The following is a 17,215-nucleotide window of genomic DNA, read 5'->3' as shown; positions in this document are numbered from 1 at the left end:
CCGTAACAGGTATTACCAAGGCTGGCTCAAACATGGCGCACATATCCTCCGTCAACCCGGTAAACGCTGCCGGTCACATAGGATGCTGGGCTGCCACAAAGGAAGGCAGCGACTGCCGCAATTTCTTCGGGCATTGCATATCGACCCACAGGAATCTGCGAGAAAGACCGTTGGCGGATGTCTTCCACCGGGACGTTCTCTCGCTCTGCCGTCGCCGCATCGGTCATAGCGACGCGCTCGGTCGCAACACGTCCGGGCATGAGAACATTAACTGTCACACCGTCCATAGCAACCTCGGGTGCAAGGGACTTCGACCAGGCGATCAGGCCAGCTCGTATTGTGTTGGATATGCCGAGAACAGGAATTGGCTGAACTGTACCGGTACTGACCACAGTCACGATGCGACCCCAGCCTTTTCTGCGCATGGCCGGAAGAAAGAGGTCGGTCAGGCGGATAACGGAGAGCGACATTGACCGAAAGCTCTCCTCCCAGTCGGCAGCCTCGCGGCCGATGACACCCCCGTAGGGCGGCCCACCGGTATTGTTGATCAGAATATCAACATCGCCCGCCTCAGCCGCAAAAGCATCAAGACCTCCGGTGTCCGAGAAATCAACCGGATAGGATCCTGCCGCTCCCACCTCTGCGGCGGCGGCCGCCAGCACCTGTCTGTCACGGGCAGCCAGCAGAACCAAGACACCTTCAGCGGCCAGCGCCTTGGCTATTGCAAGGCCCATACCACGGTTGCCGCCGAGCACCAGCGCGCGCTTGCCATTGATGTTCAAATCCATGCAGAAATCTCCCTTGCCTTCCAGGCAGATGATGTCTGCTGCGTCAGGAACTGCCCGCGTCCGGGGATAGCTCTGAGTTCATCGTTCTCCATGATCACCTCCCCGCGGCTGATCACGGTCTGGGGCCAGCCTTGCACCTCAAGCCCTTCAAATGGCGTGTAATCAACATTGTGATGAAGCATCGCGTTGGTGATTTTCACGCGCTTTTCAGGATCCCAGATCGCAAGGTCCGCATCGGTCCCTACCGCAATCGTTCCCTTTCGCGGATGAAGACCGTAAAGCTTGGCATTGTTAGTTGCGGTCAAGGCCACGAAGCGGGACAAATCGATACGGCCTTTAACCACACCCTCGCTGAAGAGGATGGGCATTCGTGTCTCCAGTCCCGGTATGCCATTGGCAATCGCGCGGAACGATGCGGCAGGGCCGGCCTTTAGTTTGCCTTCGCTATCGAAACGGTAAGGCGCATGATCCGAATTGAATATATCGATCGTGCCATCCTCGATCCCCCGCCAGAGAGCGGCCTGCGCCGCTGTGTCACGCGGCGGGGGACTGCACATCGCCTTCGCGCCCAGCAAATCCGGCATTTCCAGATCGGCCTCCGTTAGGAGCAGATATTGCGGGCAAGTTTCGGCGATCACAACATGGCCGCGTGCGCGGGCGCGCCGGATTTCTTCAAGTGGTTCACCGCCCGACACATGGACGATGACAAGAGGGACGCCTGCGATCTCGGCAAGCGTGACGGCACGGTGCGTCGCTTCTCGCTCGACGGACAGCGGCCGCGAGGCGGCATGCGAGGCGGGCTTCGTCCTGCCCTGCATTTCCAGACGATCCGCAAGCCACCCGATCATTTCGTGGTTCTCGGCGTGGATCAGCATGACTGCTCTTTCCTGTCGCGCCGTCTCGAAGACGTCGAGAAGCTGCCGGTCGCTCAGCTGCATCGCATCATAGGTCATGTAGACCTTGAGGCTGGTATGGCCATTGCGGATCAGCGCCGGCAGTTCCTGACCGAGCACTCCCGGGGTCGGATCACTGATGATCAAATGGAAGGCGTAATCCGTTACGGACTGGCCTTCTGCTCTTCGGTGATAATCTGCAACGGCGGCAGTCACGGATTCGCCGCGATGCTGGACACAGAAGGGTACGATTGTTGTCGTTCCCCCGAATGCTGCACTTATGCTGCCGGAACGGAACCCATCAGCCATCTTGGCACCCTTTGCCGCTAGACCAGGGGCCTGCGGCTGGTCAAGATGGCAATGTGCATCGATGCCGCCAGGCAGTACAAGCCGCCCGGCAGCATCGATAATCCGGTCGCCACCCGCAATCCGGTCCGCAATCGCGACAATGCGACCGTCTCGCACGCCAAGATCCGCTTTCGTCACATCCGAGGCCGTCACGATCGTACCGCCGCGGATTACCAATTCAAACGTCATGCCGGCAGCTTCCTGACCTTAGCAGGAGGTAAGAATGACGGATCGAACAGATCTTCCACCTTCGGCATGGAGGGCAGGCCAAAGCCGGCAGCCACAGCTTCCATTGACTTCGAAAGGCGTGCGGAATCGATCCCACCCATGCCATTCTTTTTCGTCTCTTCAGTGGTGAACTGGTTCTTGATCAGCCAGCGAAGCTTCTGCTCTTCCAGTTCGGCGTTGATCAGCGGCGAATGCGCCTTCAACGCTGCGATCGCTGCCTTCGGATCTGCAATTGCGGCCTGATAACCGCGCGCACTCACAGCGATAAATGACTTGGCGACGTCTGGACGTTCGGTACGGAACTTCTTCGATAAGACGATGGCGTTGCCGTAAAGATCAAGGCCAGCATCAGAATAGTACAGGATTTTGATGTCCGCAGGCGCGACCCCGGCCTTTTGAAGGCCAAAATAAACTGTCGAGTCGAAGCCGAGAATGGCATCGGCGCTGCCGTTGGCGAGGACGGCTTCGCGCAGCTGGAGACCAACCATATTCCACTTAATTTTCGACCCATCAATCGATGTCGTCTTAGCGTAGGTCGAGAACAAGCGGTAAGCACCATCCGCTGCCGCAGCCCCGATGGTGCGGCCCTCGAGGTCCGCTGGCTTGGAAATACCGGACTTCGTAAGGGTGACGACCGAAAGCGGGCTCTTGAAGTAGAGCATATAGGCGGCGCGAACCTCTGCGCTCGGATTCTTCGAGTTGAACTCCGCGAGGTTGTTGATGTCGACGGTGCCGCCGTCATAGACACCCGAGCCTGTGCGGGATGCTGCCTCGCCCGAACCACCGCTGGTATCAAACTGGCAGTCGAGGCCAGCTTCCTTGTACCAACCGTTCTGAGCAGCCAGAAGATACATCGCGATCGAGCCATCAAAAGGCACGGCAAAGGAGAACTTTACCGGCTCGGATGCAAAGCTACGCTCTGTTGTCAGAACGAAAGGAGCGGCGAGCGCTGCCCGCAGGATGGTCCGTCTGGAAGTTTGCAAGTCGAACATTTCAGTCCCTTCATGTTGCTGAAGCCTCGAAGAAGGTTTTGCAAGGGACATGCCAATCTGACAAACATTAGAAAAACAATGCTGCGCTCAAAATTGTGCGCAATTTTGTGTGCATCGTTTAAGCGTGGGAGCACAAAGATGAGCCAAAAAACACGTTTGGTGGGCGTGATGAACGAACGCAACCGGCCGCGCACGGACAACGCGGAGGCTGCCTATCAACATCTGTTCGACGCCATCGTCGATCAGCGGCTTATGCCGGGCACCAAGTTGACGGAATTGGCGCTTGTGGAGGCTTTCGGGATCGGACGCCGCATGGTAGCAACGGCCCTGCAACGGCTCCACTGGGAAAAGCTCGTCGTCTTCATTCCCAACCGCGGCGCCTTTGTTGCCGCTCCTGATGCTGACGAGGCACGGCAGGTGTTCGCCGCGCGTGTCGCCATCGAAGCCGGTACGACCGAGGCGGTGGCGCAGGCATCAGATCCGAGAGCGATCGCGAAACTGCGCGAAAACATTGAGCAGGAGCACAAACTTCGCGAGCAGGGATACATTCGCGAGGCTATCCATCTATCTGGTGGGTTCCACACGCTGATGGCAGATTTGTCCGGCAACCTGATCCTCGCCAGTCAGGTTAGACTTCTTGTCGCGCGTACCAGCCTGATCGTCAATCTGTTCGACAATCAATCGGGCATGGCCGGTTGGCATCACCATCATGACGAGCTAATTGAATATTGCAAAAATCGTAACGTTGAAAAGGCTGTGGCCCTTATGCGCAAGCATATCCTTGAAATTCGCGATGGCTTGGCTCTTGATCGGCGCCGCCCGGTGTCGTTCGACATGGTCAGAGTGTTCGCTAAAGCGTAGTTGTCGCCTCGACATCGCCTTCGCGCGCTTTTGCGTTGGCTAGGTCAAACAGCATATCGTCTCTCCGAAAATCAACAAATCAATCGCTCTCAACGAGACGAGAGCTCACGAGCCAAGGTTTAAGCCGAAGTCCCTGCTATCGCGACCCAGTCGGACCAACCGTATTGGCTGGTCATTCTTCGCCGAAACCCCCAGGGTCTTGTGCAAACACTCCCAGCTGAGCTCCAAACCTACTAGCCAGCCCAGGGAAAAGGCCAGCCCAGCGTTTAGCTGCCGCGATTGTGGAATGAGAAGGAAGGCGGCACAATCATGACATCCATTTGCGATGTTCGGTGAAGCGTTCTGCCAAAAGGTCGATGAACAGTCTGACCTTGGTCGGGAGATGGCTGCGGTTTGGATAAATGGCGCTGATGGTGAATTCAACTGCCTCATAATCCGGCATCATGCGTACGAGGCGCCCGGCCGCCACGTCCTCGAAGACGACGAAGCTAGGCGCTAGAAATATGCCTCGCCCGTTTTCAACCAGATATCGAAGCGTCTCGGCGCTATTGGTCATCACGTTGCCCGAGATCTTGATGCTTTCCTGCTTGCCGTTGACGTCCACAAAGCGCCATTCGTCGCCAAAAGGATAATAGGCATATTGCAGGCAGTTATGCGCGAGGAGATCCGCTGGCACCTTTGGTATTGGGTGGCTATCACGATAGTCCGGGGTGCAGACCAACATATGCCGCCAAGGCGTCAGCTTCCGCGAGATAAGAGCTGATTCTGGCGCCGGCACGGTGCGGATCATCAGATCATAGCCCTCCTCAACCATGTCGATCGAACGTTCGCCGACACTGAAGTCCAGTGAGATCGCGGGATAGAGCGTCATGAATTCACTGATTACGGGAAGAAGAAAACGAACGATGGCGCCAGCGGTGTAAATCCTCAGCGTGCCGCGCGGCGTCGTGCTGAGGGCGCCAGCGGTTCGGTCGGCCTCGTCGAGATCGGCGAGAATTTGTGCGGAGCGTTCATAGTAATACTTCCCTGTTTCCGTCAGACTGACCTTGCGGGTTGTCCTATTCAACAATCGCACCCCCAGGCGATCTTCCAGCGACTGCACGTGATTGCCGACCATAGTGACGGACATATTGAGCCGGCGTGCCGCGGCGGAAAATCCACCGCACTCCACGACCCGACCAAAGACTGTGAGACTGGTCAGCCGATCCATTCTGATTATCCACTGTGAGTTGATGATGCTTCCAGATTTACAGAGATTATCAGAAGCCCGTTTCCAGCGCATCTTCTCACCATCAAAAATACCCCAGGATTGGGGTGAAGACACCGAAGGAAATGGACGATGGTCGAACTTCCCCGCAAACAGGCGTTCAAGAATGCAAACCAAGCCGATGCTGCCCCTGTCGGCGAGGTAGCAAAATCCCCTGCGACCGAGGTTCCAAAGGGGCCTGTGGTGGACGCGCTGGCCCCTGCTGCGACGGGTAAGCCCAGACAAGGCCGCAAGCTTGTTAAGCGCGGCTTATTGATTGCCGCCCTTGTTGCCGGCGTCGCTCTCGGCGCCGATTTCGGCTATCATTACTGGACGGTCGGCCGTTTCATCGAATCGACCGACGATGCTTATGTAAAAGCCGACTACACCACCGTAGCTCCGAAGGTTGCCGGCTACATCAAGGATGTGCTTGTCAATGACAACGACAGCGTCAAGGCTGGACAGGTTGTAGCCCGCATTGATGACCGCGACTTTCAAGCTGCTCTTTCACAGGCCAAGGCCGACCTGAAAGCAGCAGACGCGGCGATCTCCAATATCGACGCCCAAATTCTCCTGCAGCAATCGCTGATCGGACAGGCCAGGGCAACGGTCGACGCTTCGCAGGCCTCCCTCGATTACGCGCAATCCGATGCCGCCCGTCAAGCCCGGCTAATCAGCAACGGGGCCGGCACGCAATCGCGGGCCGAGGAAACGCAATCGGCGAGCAAGCAAGCCGCAGCCGCCGTCGAACGGGACCAGGCAGCGCTCGTTGCTGCGCAGAACAAGGTTCCGGTTTTGCAGACACAGCGCGATCAGGCCGTTGCCCAACGCGACCGTGCGGCCGCTGCGGTTCAGCAGGCCGAGCTTAACCTCTCTTATACAAATATCGTCGCCCCCGTCGACGGCACGATTGGCGCCCGCTCAATCCGCATCGGGCAATATGTCACTTCAGGCACACAGCTGATGGCTGTCGTGCCGCTGAACTCGGTCTATGTTGTCGCCAACTTCAAGGAAACGCAGTTGACCTTTGTGCGCCCCGGACAGTCGGTTGATATCAAAGTGGACAGCTTTCCAAACGTGACAATCAAGGGTCATGTCGACAGCGTGTCACCGGCAAGCGGGCTCGAATTCGCGCTGCTGCCGCCCGACAATGCGACGGGCAATTTCACCAAGATCGTACAGCGCATTCCGGTGAAGATCGTAATCGACGACGAGCATCTTGCCGGTTTGCTGCGCTCGGGCATGTCCGTCGAACCAGAGATCGACACCAAGGCCTTCCAGACCTCAACCGCCAACGCAGGAGGATCGTCTGGCCACGCCGGTTGATCTTCACGTCATCGAACTTAGCACCGGCATGAGATTATTCCGGCTTTGCCGGAAGGAGAAGCATCGTGAACACCATTCAGCCCGCCGCTAACAGCAATCTCACACCCGCGGGAACTGCCCCACCGGCGGCGGCGCGCCCCACTATGAGTCCGCTGCGTATGTGGACGGCAGTGATCGGCTCCACGCTCGGCGCCTTTATGGCGGTTTTGAATATCCAGATCGTCAACGCCTCGCTTGCCGATATCCAGGGTGCAATCGGCGCCGGCACAGATGATGGCGGCTGGATATCCACCTCCTATCTGATCGCCGAAATCGTTGTCATTCCGCTTAGTGCATGGCTCGCCCGGGTCTTCTCGGTGCGCAACTATCTGCTGGCCAATGCCGTCCTTTTCCTCATCTTTTCGGTCGCCTGCGCCTTTGCGGCAAACCTGCAACAGATGATCGCGCTGCGAGCCATCCAAGGCTTTTCAGGCGGCGTGCTGATCCCGATGGCCTTCACGATCATCATCACGCTGCTACCGAAACCCAAGCAGCCGATGGGTCTTGCCCTCTTTGCCCTCTCGGCGACCTTCGCGCCCGCAATCGGCCCGACCATAGGCGGCTATCTCACCGAAAATTGGGGTTGGGAATATATCTTTTACGTCAATCTCGTACCAGGTGTGCTGATGATCGGTATGCTCTGGATCTCGCTGGACCGCGCACCAATGAACCTTTCCCTTCTTGCCAAGGGCGACTGGCCCGGCATCATCACCATGGCTATAGGCCTTGCCGCCCTGCAGACCGTGCTTGAAGAGGGCAACAAGGATGACTGGTTCGGTTCACCCTTCATCGTCCGCCTTTCCGTCATCGCAGCGGTCTCGCTGGCCCTGTTCCTGATCGTTGAGCTTCGAGCCGCTCATCCGCTTCTTAATCTGCGTCTTCTGGTTCGCCGCAACTTTGGGTTCGGAATCATCGCGAATTTTATGATGGGCGTTGCCCTCTACGGCTCCGTGTTCATTCTGCCCATCTATCTGACGCGGATTCAGGGCTATAATTCGGAACAGATTGGGCTAGTGCTTGCCTGGACGGGCATTCCACAGCTGATCCTGATCCCGCTTGTTCCGCGGGTGATGAAGCGTTTCGATGCCAGGCTGCTCGTCGTCGCCGGCTTTGCGCTTTTTGCCATCTCGAACTTCATGAATGTTCATATGACCGGTAACTATGCCAGCGATCAACTCTTCTGGCCGAATATCGTGCGCGCCGTCGGCCAGGCACTGGCCTTCACACCGCTGACCGCCATCGCAACGGCCGGCATCGAGCAAGAAAATGCAGGCTCTGCCTCGGCGCTCTTCAACATGATGCGAAACCTAGGCGGCGCGGTTGGCATTGCGATGCTTCAGACATTTCAAGCCAAGCGGGAGCAGTACCATTCGAACATCCTCACCAACTCGGTCTCCATGTTCGAAGAGGCAACGCGAGCCCGTGTCGCCGCACTCACCAATTACTTCATGAGCCATGGTGTAAGTGATCAGTCGGCGGCCACGCATAAGGCCATCGTCGCCGTGGCTGCAAGCCTGCGCAAGCAGGCGAACATCATGTCGTTCAGCGACACGTTCTATCTGCTTGGGGTGGCGCTTGTCATTGCCTTGCTGGCCAGCCTGTTCCTCAAAAAGGGTGGCCCCGTCTCAGCAGGCGGCGCCCACTAAACTAGCAAGAAGTGGACAGCGCAATGATGTCGTTTCACGACACACCTGAAAGTTCAAGCCGCAGCGTTCGCTCGCGACACATCCGAAACAACGCGCCGGCCGGCTTGGGCCTTATCGAGTGGCTGACGGGAGACGAGTGCCATGCTCTCGACGAGGCAAGCCTTGTTTCCGGTCTCGGACGCCGCTTGCAGGCGCTCGGCCTTCCCGTTGACAGACTGAGCTTGCATCTGACCACGCTACATCCCGAATTCGTTGGCCGCACCTTTGCCTGGGCGCCCGGAGAGCCGATCGAGATCCACGACCGGGAACATGCATCACGGCTTGCTTTTGCCAATACGCCCCTTCTCAAGGCTCAGGGCATGCGCGAACCGTTAATCGTCGGTCCAGGCGAAAGTCCGCATGGTCCGTGGCAGCATATCGACATTTTTGCCGAACGAAAGCTCGTGCAACTGCTGATCGCGCCGCTCTGCAATGCGGATGGGCCGATCAGCACGGCCGTATTTGCGACCCGTCGCCCGGGTGGTTTCTCCGTGCTCGAGCAGGACTTGATCGAGCGCATTGTGCCAGCGTTGCGCAACGCCTGCGAGTTGCGCGTGTTGCGTCAATGCGAGCTTAGCCTGCTGGACACCTACATCGGCCCCATGACGGCAAGCCGCATCCTCGCTGGCCACATCCGCCGCGGAGACATCGAGTCGATAAAGGCCGCACTTCTGCTGTGCGATCTGCGTGGCTTCACTGAATTATCTAATCAGCTGCCTGGTACCACCGTCATCGGCTTGCTGAACAGTTACTTCGAAAAGGCTGTGCCAGCGATTACCCGCGAAGGCGGTGAGGTCTTGAAATTCATGGGCGATGCCGTTCTCGCTTTCTTCCCGAATATCGATGCTGCACGGGCATGCGACGCCGCTTTGGTGGCTGCAAAGACGATCCTCGCTGAAATTGAAACCTTCGCCTATGAGGGCATTCGCATCAAGGTCGGCATCGCGCTTCACTACGGCGAGGTTCGATACGGTAATGTCGGATCTGGCAGTCGCATGGATTTCACGCTTATCGGGCCGGACGTCAACATTGTCAGCCGCATTCAAGGGATTTGTAGCGAGAGCGGAAAAGAGCTTTTGATGTCGGGCTCGTTCCGTGAAAACGCATGCCTCCACGATGCCATTTCGATCGGCCCGCAAAAGTTGAAGGGCCTTAAGGAGACGCTGGAACTCTATGCCATGGCAGGCTGACAAGGCGACATGTCAGAGAAAGGCCAGATCGTTTCCCCGGCTTTCGCGCATCAAGCTGCAACATCGCAAATATCGGCAGTCGTCCGACCGGATTGACAGTTGTCCGCTTCACAATTCTCGGATAAGCCTTCTTCGATTTGCAAAATATACATGAGTGCTTGAAGCAATGCGCGCAATTCCGGCTCAACCTTTAGCGCGGCTTGTTCATCTTGACCGTACCACGAAAGTCGCGTCAAAACCGCCGTCTTCACGTCTTGCAGCTCGTCTTCCGATGAAATCTTGCTGACGAGCGCTAACCACTCGGAAGTTTCAGTCTTCCGCAATGTAGGTGCAGCTTTGCGTTTTTCCCACAGGCTGGCGCTTGCAATAACTGCACCAGCGACGACCAACAGACCAGACCACAGCAGTGATAGCGTCAGAGCCACACCTGTGCATATGGCGACAAAAACTGCTCCGATGAACGGCTCCACGTAGGAAAATGCGCCGAGCGCCTGCATGTCGCCTTTTTTCAGGCCGTAGTCCCACAAGTAGATCGCCAAACCCATCGGAAAGACGCCTAGCCCGGCGATCGCGATCCATTCTAATGGGGTTGGAGCCACCCAGGTCTCAAGCGTCAGATGGGCAAAGAATGTGATCAGCCCAGAGACTGCGTAGAACATTCCAAGTGCTGTCGAGGGCACGTCCGGCAACAGTCTGGCAATGACAGAGTAAAGACCCCAAAAGCCCGCTGCTATGCCGATGAGCGCGAGGTAGAAGACCGACGAGTGGGTAACTGAGGTGCTTTCAGCTGTATCGACAAGCAGGAGCACACCGAGAAAACCGATCATGGCACCCACCACATGCCACCACCGAAGCCGTTCGCCCGGGAGGAATGCCGAAGCAAGGACGATGATCAAAGGGGTGGTTGATTGTAGCAGAGCGGCAGCGGTGGGCGGTGCCTGTTGCGTCGCATAGTAGATGCAGCCGTGATAGCCGACGAGCGAACCAACTGTCAGCACCCAGACCCGTGGGGGTTGCCGAAACGCCTCAAGCGGATGGGCACCGGTGATCAGCCATACGAAGGGAGACATGGCCGCGGCGAAAAAGAACGAAAGCGTGACTGTCTGTAGCGGCGGGATCGACGTCGTCAGTGTCACGAGCATCGTTTCTGTCGCCCACAATACCACCCCAACCGCACCGACGAGCGTTGCGATGGCACGATTGGAAGTGGCATGACGGGTCGACATCGCTAGTTTCCGAGCATCACGAGCTTATCGGTGTGGAAACCGTTGAATTTAGTCCGCATTGAAAGGCTGTAAGCGCCCATCATGCCGAATTCTATCCAATCGCCTTCCTGAACATCGCCTGGGAGGGAAATTGGTGCACCGAGTACATCGTTGGAATCGCAGGTGGGTCCATACACCTTGAACTCTGCAGTCACGCCGGCCGGCCTTGAGTGACTACGAACAAGCCTGACGGGACGGTTTTCCTTTGGATGGGTCAATTCCTGCAGCGTCCCGAAAACTCCGTCGTTGATATAGATCGACTTACCACGCCGGACCACGACCTGGGCAATTGTGGTGCCCGCCTCTGCAACGAGAGATCGACCAGGTTCGCAAAGCAGGAGGCAGCCGGCTGGCAGATTGATACCGCCCTTTGCGTGGAAAATGCTCGCGAAATAGCTTTCGATTCCCTGGACCCGATCCCCCGGATAAGGAGCGGGGAAACCGCCACCGACATTCAGAACGCTCAGCGTCACACCGGCAGTGTCCGCCACCTTACCGGCAAGAGCGATAGCGGCTGAGAATGCGACAGGAGACAAGCACTGTGAGCCAACATGAAATGAAATACCGGCCTTAACACCCCGCTGTTGGATCATTTTCAAGAGACGCACAGCCTCGTTTGGCTGAGCGCCAAATTTTGTCGACAACACATATCTTGCGTCCGCAGGTTTGGTCGCAAGACGCACCGCGATGATCAGGTCGCTTCCCGTGTCTGCTTCCTGTAGAATCTTCTCGATCTCGTCTTCACAGTCGGCCGTATAAAATCTGATGCCGTGAGTGGACGAAGCAATTCGAATGGCGGGCCGTGACTTGGCCGGATTGTTGAAGAACTGGCCGGCGGCAGACCCGAACAGACTGTCGATCAAACGCACTTCCTCAAGCGAAGCAACGTCAAAGTCGGCAATCCCAGCATTGAACAAGGTTTCAAGGACAAGCGGGTGTGGGTTGCATTTGACCGCATAAAGTGCGCGGCCCGGAAAGGCACTGAAGCGCCTGGCTGCTTCACGCAACTTCGATGGCTCAATGCAGAAGACAGGCTCTGCAGGTTGAAGCTCTGCAATCACTGCATCAACATTTTCGAAACTCGGCAGCGCCGGCCCCACCACACGCGACCGTTCAATAACCGGCCTTGCGGTCTCGACCCGCTCCAGGAATTCGTGGACGCCGTTAAAGGCATAGTCGCTCAGACGCATCTTATGAGCGTTCATTTTAGGTCCTTATTCGTTGTATTGTTTGTTTCTTAGGCTGCCGCTTCGGTGGGGAATTGGTTTTCGTCCCCGCTCCAGTTCGATATGAAGCTTTCGAGCTCGCTGGCACTGACAGGACGACTGAACAAGTAGCCCTGCAGCTGATGGCAACCTTCTTCTTTGAGAAAACTCGCCTGTTCGGCGGTTTCGACACCTTCGGCGGTCGTAATCATGTTGAGCGACTGACCAAGGCTGATCACCGACTTTACAATGGCGCCGGACTTATCTTTTTCGCTCATGTCGCCGATGAACGATTTGTCGATCTTGATCTTGTCGAATGGGAAGGAATTCAGATAGCCGAGCGAGGAATAGCCTGTTCCGAAATCGTCCATCGCAATCTTCACGCCAAGGTCTTTCAAGGCGTTCAGGATCGACAAGGCGGAGTCAACGTCATTGATCAGAACGCTCTCGGTTATCTCAAGCTCAAGCCTACCAGGCTCTAGACCCGTACGCGCCAGAACGTCCGTGACGAGGCCTATAAGATCACGACTCCTGAATTGCACGGGCGAGAGATTGACGGCCACTCGGATATCCGGCCACTGCAATGCTTGGCGGCAAGCTGTGTCGAGAACCCATTCGCCAATTGCAATGACGAGACCAGTCTCTTCTGCCATTGGGATGAAATCGGATGGCGGGACGAGACCTCTGCTCGGATGACGCCAGCGCACGAGTGCCTCGACGGCGACGACTTTCTTGGTCGTGACATCGATCAGCGGCTGATAATGCAGTTCAAGCTGGTTTTTCAGTACAGCTTGGCGCAGGTCATGTTCTAGCGCTTTACGCTCCTGCAGCTCTTGGTCCATCTGCGGTTCGAATACGCAGAATGTCGCACGGCCGGCCTGCTTTGCCCGATAAAGTGCAATATCCGCGTTTTTGAGAAGGCGTTCTGCATCACCGTCGGCTGTATCGCCAAACGCAATCCCAAGGCTCACACCGACATGTAACTCCTGTGCCTCGATCTCGAACGGCTGCTTGACGACTTCGATCAACTTGCGAGACAGCTGCTCGGACTCGAAGGCTTGGTCGACACCGACCTGGATGATGGCGAACTCATCTCCCCCGAGCCGCGCCACGGTATCGCTTGCACGAACGCACTCGAGCAATCTTTGCGAAAGTTGCCGGAGGAGAATGTCGCCAGCTCCATGGCCGAGCGTATCATTCACCTCCTTAAAATGATCGAGATCAAGACAAATAACCGAGACACTAGACTTGGCCTTCTTGGTTTCGTTCAGAGCACTATTCAGCCTCTCTCTGAAAAGAACGCGGTTGGGCAGACCGGTCAACGCGTCATGAAGTGCAAAATGGCTTGCGCGCGCCTGAGCCTCCACTTCCTTGGTAATGTCGGTTGCCGTGCCGCGAAAGCCGATGAAAGCTCCATCCGTATTTTTGATCGGTCTACCCGCCAGACGACATATGCGCGTCATGCCGCGAGCGTCCTTATAGAGGCATCGCAGATCACGAAAGGCATGCCCCTCGGCAATATCTTCCATCAGGCTCGTCCAGCCGCCGCTATCGCTTTCGCTCTGGAAGAACTTCTGCATGGTTTTGCCAAGCACATTGGCTGCAGCAATGCCTGTGACTTCGGAAAAACGTGTCGATAGAAACATGATTTGCAGCTGGGAGTCACATTCCCATATCCAGTCTGACGATGCCTCTGCGACGTCTTTGAAGCGGGCTTCGCTCTCTTGCAGGGTTTGCGCATAGGCTGCAACCGTCTTGGCGGAGGCTTCCAGCGCCAATGAGGAGCGGCGAATGTTGCGAACCACGACAACAGCAAAAGCCATCAGGATCACGGCGCAGATGGCAAGCGGCGGCGCAAGAAGAGGGAGCAATTGGTAACCGGGCTTGGCCGGCACCCAGCTGATTGCACCAAGATCCTCACCATCAATGGAGTTGAGGTCGAAATGAGCAGCGCTTGGATGGCTCCCCGGAGGATTGATAGCCAGATCATTCAGAAGATAGTCTTGGCCCATGCGGCTCAGAAACGACTCGTTGATCTTCTTGGAAAAGACCAAAATGGAGAGGGAATTGCGGTCAACGCTATTGCGGTCAATCGATGGCGGCAGGATAGGCGTTGCGGCGACAATGACCACATCACTTCCGTTTTTGAGCATCCCGGTAAGAGGCTCGTTTTCAGTACGCGCGCGTTGAAGCAGAGCAGGAAGACCTGAGGAGAGAACTGCAAAGGCGTCAGCTTCCTGTGGCTTTCCTTCAATGACGGAGTAAACGGTTTTGCCTGTATTGCTGATGACGAAGGCTGCCTCGTAACCGAGGCCTTCAAAGATGTTCTTACCGATGTTTCCATCGGTTCCAGCCCACTGCGTATCAACCTTCAGATAGAGATTGTTATAAACGTCTTCCCAGACGGCATAGTCCTTGAGGTTGCGTGCGACCTCTCTCGTCTTGACGGCCAGAGCTGTGTGAGCAAGCCGGGTCGAAGCGACAACCTCGAGTTTATTTTGCCGGTCAGCTGAAATGATTAGAAAAGCAAGGACGAGGGTAATGGCAATAATGAGTAATGCGGCCGTTGGTACGACAATATGCCGTGTAAACCGCTCGCCGCTAAATGACTTTTGGGAAACCTGCTCAGAAAACATCTAACGCTCCCGGATGAGATCGGGAGACACTCGTCGGAAATATACAATAATTTGTTACAACGCGTGAACAGAGCATGCGTCCTGGTTAACTCATTACTACGATATATTAATTATTGCTGATTCTTCCCCATGAAAAGGACTTCGGTCGGTCGAGCAAAGCTGGGCCGGGGCGAGCGTGGATTACACCGCGTCGTGAGGCAAGCGTAGGTTCGGTTTCGGCGCTGTGACCCACCTTTCCTAACTGCGCACCCTTAATAATGGCGTGACCTCGAGCTTGGCGTTATGTCCATGTCCCCGCGTTCAAAATGGTGTCTGCCATCGGCGGCCTCGTCCTGACAAGGCTTTTTTTCTAGCGCACCGGCGCCATCGATTATTTCAGAGTGATCAGGTAGGTCTTTTGCGTTCATTACGACGATGGATCCGGCCGTGTCAGCCCGCGTAATATGGACAGCCGTTCACGCATCAAGGCGCGCTCCCGATTGGGAAGCCAATGGGAGTAATCGTAATCAAAGCGGATGGGCCTCGCGAGCCCCTCATGATCGAGAGCCAGTGTCCTGCGCAACCAGATATCCGCCTCTGCAATCAGCCCTTGGCAATACAAGTTGGCGGCAATGAAGAAAGCCAGTCCAGCCAGAGGTTTGATGTCGAAGAGGTGTGCTGCAATCCGGACGGCCTCTTTATGGTCCTTACGACAAAAGGCGATATGCGCTGCCGCGCCAAAGCGCAGCTGCGCGGGTGGCAGAGGTTCTTCGGTGCCTGTCGTTAGAAACATCCTGAGCGGGCTTTCGCAGGCATCGGCTGCCAGAAGCGCAGGCCAATCGATGGATTGACCGCCTGAGTGAAACTGCCGGATCCACAGGAAGGGCGCGCCAATTTCGGTTGCCATGGCTGCATGCAGCCAATCGCCCATGTCGTAGGCGGGAAAGGTAAGGTGCAGCCTGTCGCCCAGTGCGGCAACATGGGGCGCAAGAAGGCGGTGGCTTAGGTGAAAGCGCTTGTCCCTGTTGTGATATTCGCTGCGATGAAATGGCAAACCGATCTCGATCTCCGGTCCCACGGCGACGACCCGATCGGCGCCCAGCAACGAACCGAAAAGGATGGCGGCAGAGGCGCCCATGCTCATACCGAGACAGCGGATCCGGGTCACGCCGATCTGCCTAGCGAATTGCCTGAGGGTCGCGGCGGTCTCATCCACGCTCGTGCCCAATCCGGGCACGCCATGCTGGTAAAAATCGTTGTTCGCCGTGTTCAGGAAGACGCAGTGGTGCCGGTTATCAGTGAGCAATCGTTCGATCGCAAATTGACCCGGCGCGACGAAGCATTGACTGAAAATCAGATCGAGTTGTCGAGTGTCCCCCGGGATATATTTGAAGAAGGAGACGGGTACCAACATGTTCATAGTGCGCCTCCGTGAATGCGTTGTGCCATCCGCTTTGCTCCACCGCGCAAATTGGGGCTGCCTTGCGAGCCGGCCCAGGAACGTTCGAACCAGTCTTCTGTTGGCGCCATCTTCGGCCTCTCGGCGGCGAAGATAGGAGCAAGATCGGGATGGTAAGCGGCGACACGCTGCAGATCACGGGGGCGGGTACGCTCGGAGCGCGGCCGGAATTCATAAAGCGCAAGAGCGCTCTTTGCGTGCTGCTCATCGATGAGGTGTAAGCTGATCGGCGCGCGGCGAGGATTGGGAATACTTGCTGCAATCAGATAGTGCATGAATTGCGCTGGCGTGAAGCGAACACCGAGGCCCGAAGCACAATAGTCCTCGATCAGGTCATATGCTCGTTCGAAATGGCGCATGGCTGCAGGCCTGCCGAAGAAAAGATGATCGTGATAGCCCGCAAGCGTTTCGTCGTTCACACGCAGAAAATCCGATGGTGGAGACCATCTATGCATAGGATCCTGCATCCAGTAGGCGAAGGAAACGGTTCCCTCGCCGACATCCGACAGGGATGCATTCAGCCGCATCAGCGGCACGACATCGGGTCTGAGCCGAACTATCAGGTCATAGCCTTCTTCCGGGACCAAACCGATAGCTTGGCTGATCCCCCAATACATAGGAATGCGTCCGATGAAGCCATATTGACGGAAGGCAGAAATGACCGCGCGCTCTTTTTGCGCAATGTCCCAGGGCTCTCTCAGAGAAACGGCCTTTGGGGCGTATAAGGCCAGATGATCCGTGTCATTTGGCCAGGCATGAATGAAATAATCGACCGCGTGGCCACGGAAGAACCGATCAAGATAGGGCTTGCAGTAGGCCGCCGTCCGACCCATTCCCGAAAGGCATGCAGCAATGCGCATGATAGACACCGATTCCCAATTCTAGGATCTCGACAAATCGAGATACGATTGAATTAGATGCATCTTATGTTCGGTGAGCTTGTTTGTAGCTTGCGGAAGAAACGAGAACAATCCAGGCCTGTGCCGCGACGAAACTGTTCTCGTTTCGATGCCGTCAAAGCCGATACGTCTTATCAGCGCTTCAGGTTAAATCATGCTCACACATCCGTCGGGTC

Annotated in this window: 13 protein-coding genes; 4 read left to right on the top strand and 9 right to left on the bottom strand. The window is 56.5% G+C overall.

Annotated features, from left to right (window positions below; all coding sequences use genetic code 11):
• Positions 1 to 26: 26 nt before the first annotated feature.
• The 3 genes from VQ830_RS18635 to VQ830_RS18625 are packed head-to-tail and all read right to left on the bottom strand — an operon-like array spanning position 27 to position 3,249.
• Positions 27 to 788 (bottom strand): SDR family oxidoreductase, encoded by a 762-nt coding sequence (locus VQ830_RS18635; protein WP_337269658.1) that lies wholly within the window; start codon positions 786 to 788, stop codon positions 27 to 29.
• Complete coding sequence (hydA, locus tag VQ830_RS18630; protein WP_337269657.1) at positions 779 to 2,218, bottom strand: dihydropyrimidinase; 1,440 nt, start codon at positions 2,216 to 2,218, stop codon at positions 779 to 781. Before hydA ends, VQ830_RS18635 begins: the two co-directional genes overlap by 10 nt.
• Positions 2,215 to 3,249, bottom strand: a complete 1,035-nt coding sequence (locus tag VQ830_RS18625) for an ABC transporter substrate-binding protein (RefSeq protein WP_337269656.1) — start codon at positions 3,247 to 3,249, stop codon at positions 2,215 to 2,217. Before VQ830_RS18625 ends, hydA begins: the two co-directional genes overlap by 4 nt.
• A gap of 138 nt (positions 3,250 to 3,387) precedes the next feature.
• On the opposite strand from VQ830_RS18625, the gene VQ830_RS18620 reads away from it, so the two are divergent.
• Positions 3,388 to 4,110: a GntR family transcriptional regulator gene (locus tag VQ830_RS18620; RefSeq protein ID WP_337269655.1), complete on the top strand. Its 723-nt coding sequence runs from the start codon at positions 3,388 to 3,390 to the stop codon at positions 4,108 to 4,110.
• Between the two features lie 307 nt (positions 4,111 to 4,417).
• Here the strand turns inward: VQ830_RS18620 and VQ830_RS18615 are convergent, their stop codons facing one another.
• Positions 4,418 to 5,320, bottom strand: a complete 903-nt coding sequence (locus tag VQ830_RS18615; RefSeq protein ID WP_337269654.1) for a LysR family transcriptional regulator — start codon at positions 5,318 to 5,320, stop codon at positions 4,418 to 4,420.
• Positions 5,321 to 5,449: 129 nt separating this feature from the next.
• Between VQ830_RS18615 and VQ830_RS18610 the strand changes: the two genes are divergently transcribed.
• The 3 genes from VQ830_RS18610 to VQ830_RS18600 all read left to right on the top strand — a co-directional run bounded on the left by VQ830_RS18610 (position 5,450) and on the right by VQ830_RS18600 (position 9,596).
• On the top strand, positions 5,450 to 6,682 hold the full coding sequence (locus tag VQ830_RS18610; protein ID WP_337269653.1) for an HlyD family secretion protein: 1,233 nt from the start codon (positions 5,450 to 5,452) through the stop codon (positions 6,680 to 6,682).
• Positions 6,683 to 6,825: 143 nt separating this feature from the next.
• On the top strand, positions 6,826 to 8,367 hold the full coding sequence (locus tag VQ830_RS18605; protein WP_438618231.1) for an MDR family MFS transporter: 1,542 nt from the start codon (positions 6,826 to 6,828) through the stop codon (positions 8,365 to 8,367).
• Between the two features lie 23 nt (positions 8,368 to 8,390).
• Positions 8,391 to 9,596, top strand: a complete 1,206-nt coding sequence (locus VQ830_RS18600) for an adenylate/guanylate cyclase domain-containing protein (RefSeq protein ID WP_337269651.1) — start codon at positions 8,391 to 8,393, stop codon at positions 9,594 to 9,596.
• A gap of 50 nt (positions 9,597 to 9,646) precedes the next feature.
• Here VQ830_RS18600 and VQ830_RS18595 read toward each other — a convergent pair whose 3' ends face one another.
• The 5 genes from VQ830_RS18595 to VQ830_RS18575 all read right to left on the bottom strand — a co-directional run bounded on the left by VQ830_RS18595 (position 9,647) and on the right by VQ830_RS18575 (position 17,000).
• Positions 9,647 to 10,822 carry a DMT family transporter gene (locus VQ830_RS18595; RefSeq protein WP_337269650.1) on the bottom strand — a complete coding sequence of 392 codons (1,176 nt, stop codon included), beginning with the start codon at positions 10,820 to 10,822 and terminating at the stop codon, positions 9,647 to 9,649.
• A gap of 2 nt (positions 10,823 to 10,824) precedes the next feature.
• Positions 10,825 to 12,066, bottom strand: a complete 1,242-nt coding sequence (locus tag VQ830_RS18590; RefSeq protein ID WP_337269649.1) for a type III PLP-dependent enzyme — start codon at positions 12,064 to 12,066, stop codon at positions 10,825 to 10,827.
• A 32-nt stretch (positions 12,067 to 12,098) separates the two neighbouring features.
• Positions 12,099 to 14,702 carry a bifunctional diguanylate cyclase/phosphodiesterase gene (locus VQ830_RS18585; protein WP_337269648.1) on the bottom strand — a complete coding sequence of 868 codons (2,604 nt, stop codon included), beginning with the start codon at positions 14,700 to 14,702 and terminating at the stop codon, positions 12,099 to 12,101.
• Positions 14,703 to 15,108: 406 nt separating this feature from the next.
• A complete protein-coding gene (locus VQ830_RS18580; RefSeq protein WP_337269647.1) occupies positions 15,109 to 16,101 on the bottom strand; it encodes a hypothetical protein in 993 nt (330 codons plus the stop codon).
• Positions 16,098 to 17,000 carry a hypothetical protein gene (locus tag VQ830_RS18575; RefSeq protein ID WP_337269646.1) on the bottom strand — a complete coding sequence of 301 codons (903 nt, stop codon included), beginning with the start codon at positions 16,998 to 17,000 and terminating at the stop codon, positions 16,098 to 16,100. Before VQ830_RS18575 ends, VQ830_RS18580 begins: the two co-directional genes overlap by 4 nt.
• Between the last annotated feature and the right edge of the window lie 215 nt (positions 17,001 to 17,215).

This window comes from Oryzifoliimicrobium ureilyticum, from assembly GCF_037199735.1.
In the GTDB taxonomy this organism is placed as follows: domain Bacteria; phylum Pseudomonadota; class Alphaproteobacteria; order Rhizobiales; family Rhizobiaceae; genus Rhizobium; species Rhizobium ureilyticus.
Note: the sequence above shows the minus strand (reverse complement) of the source record. Positions and strands in the feature narration are given on the sequence as shown.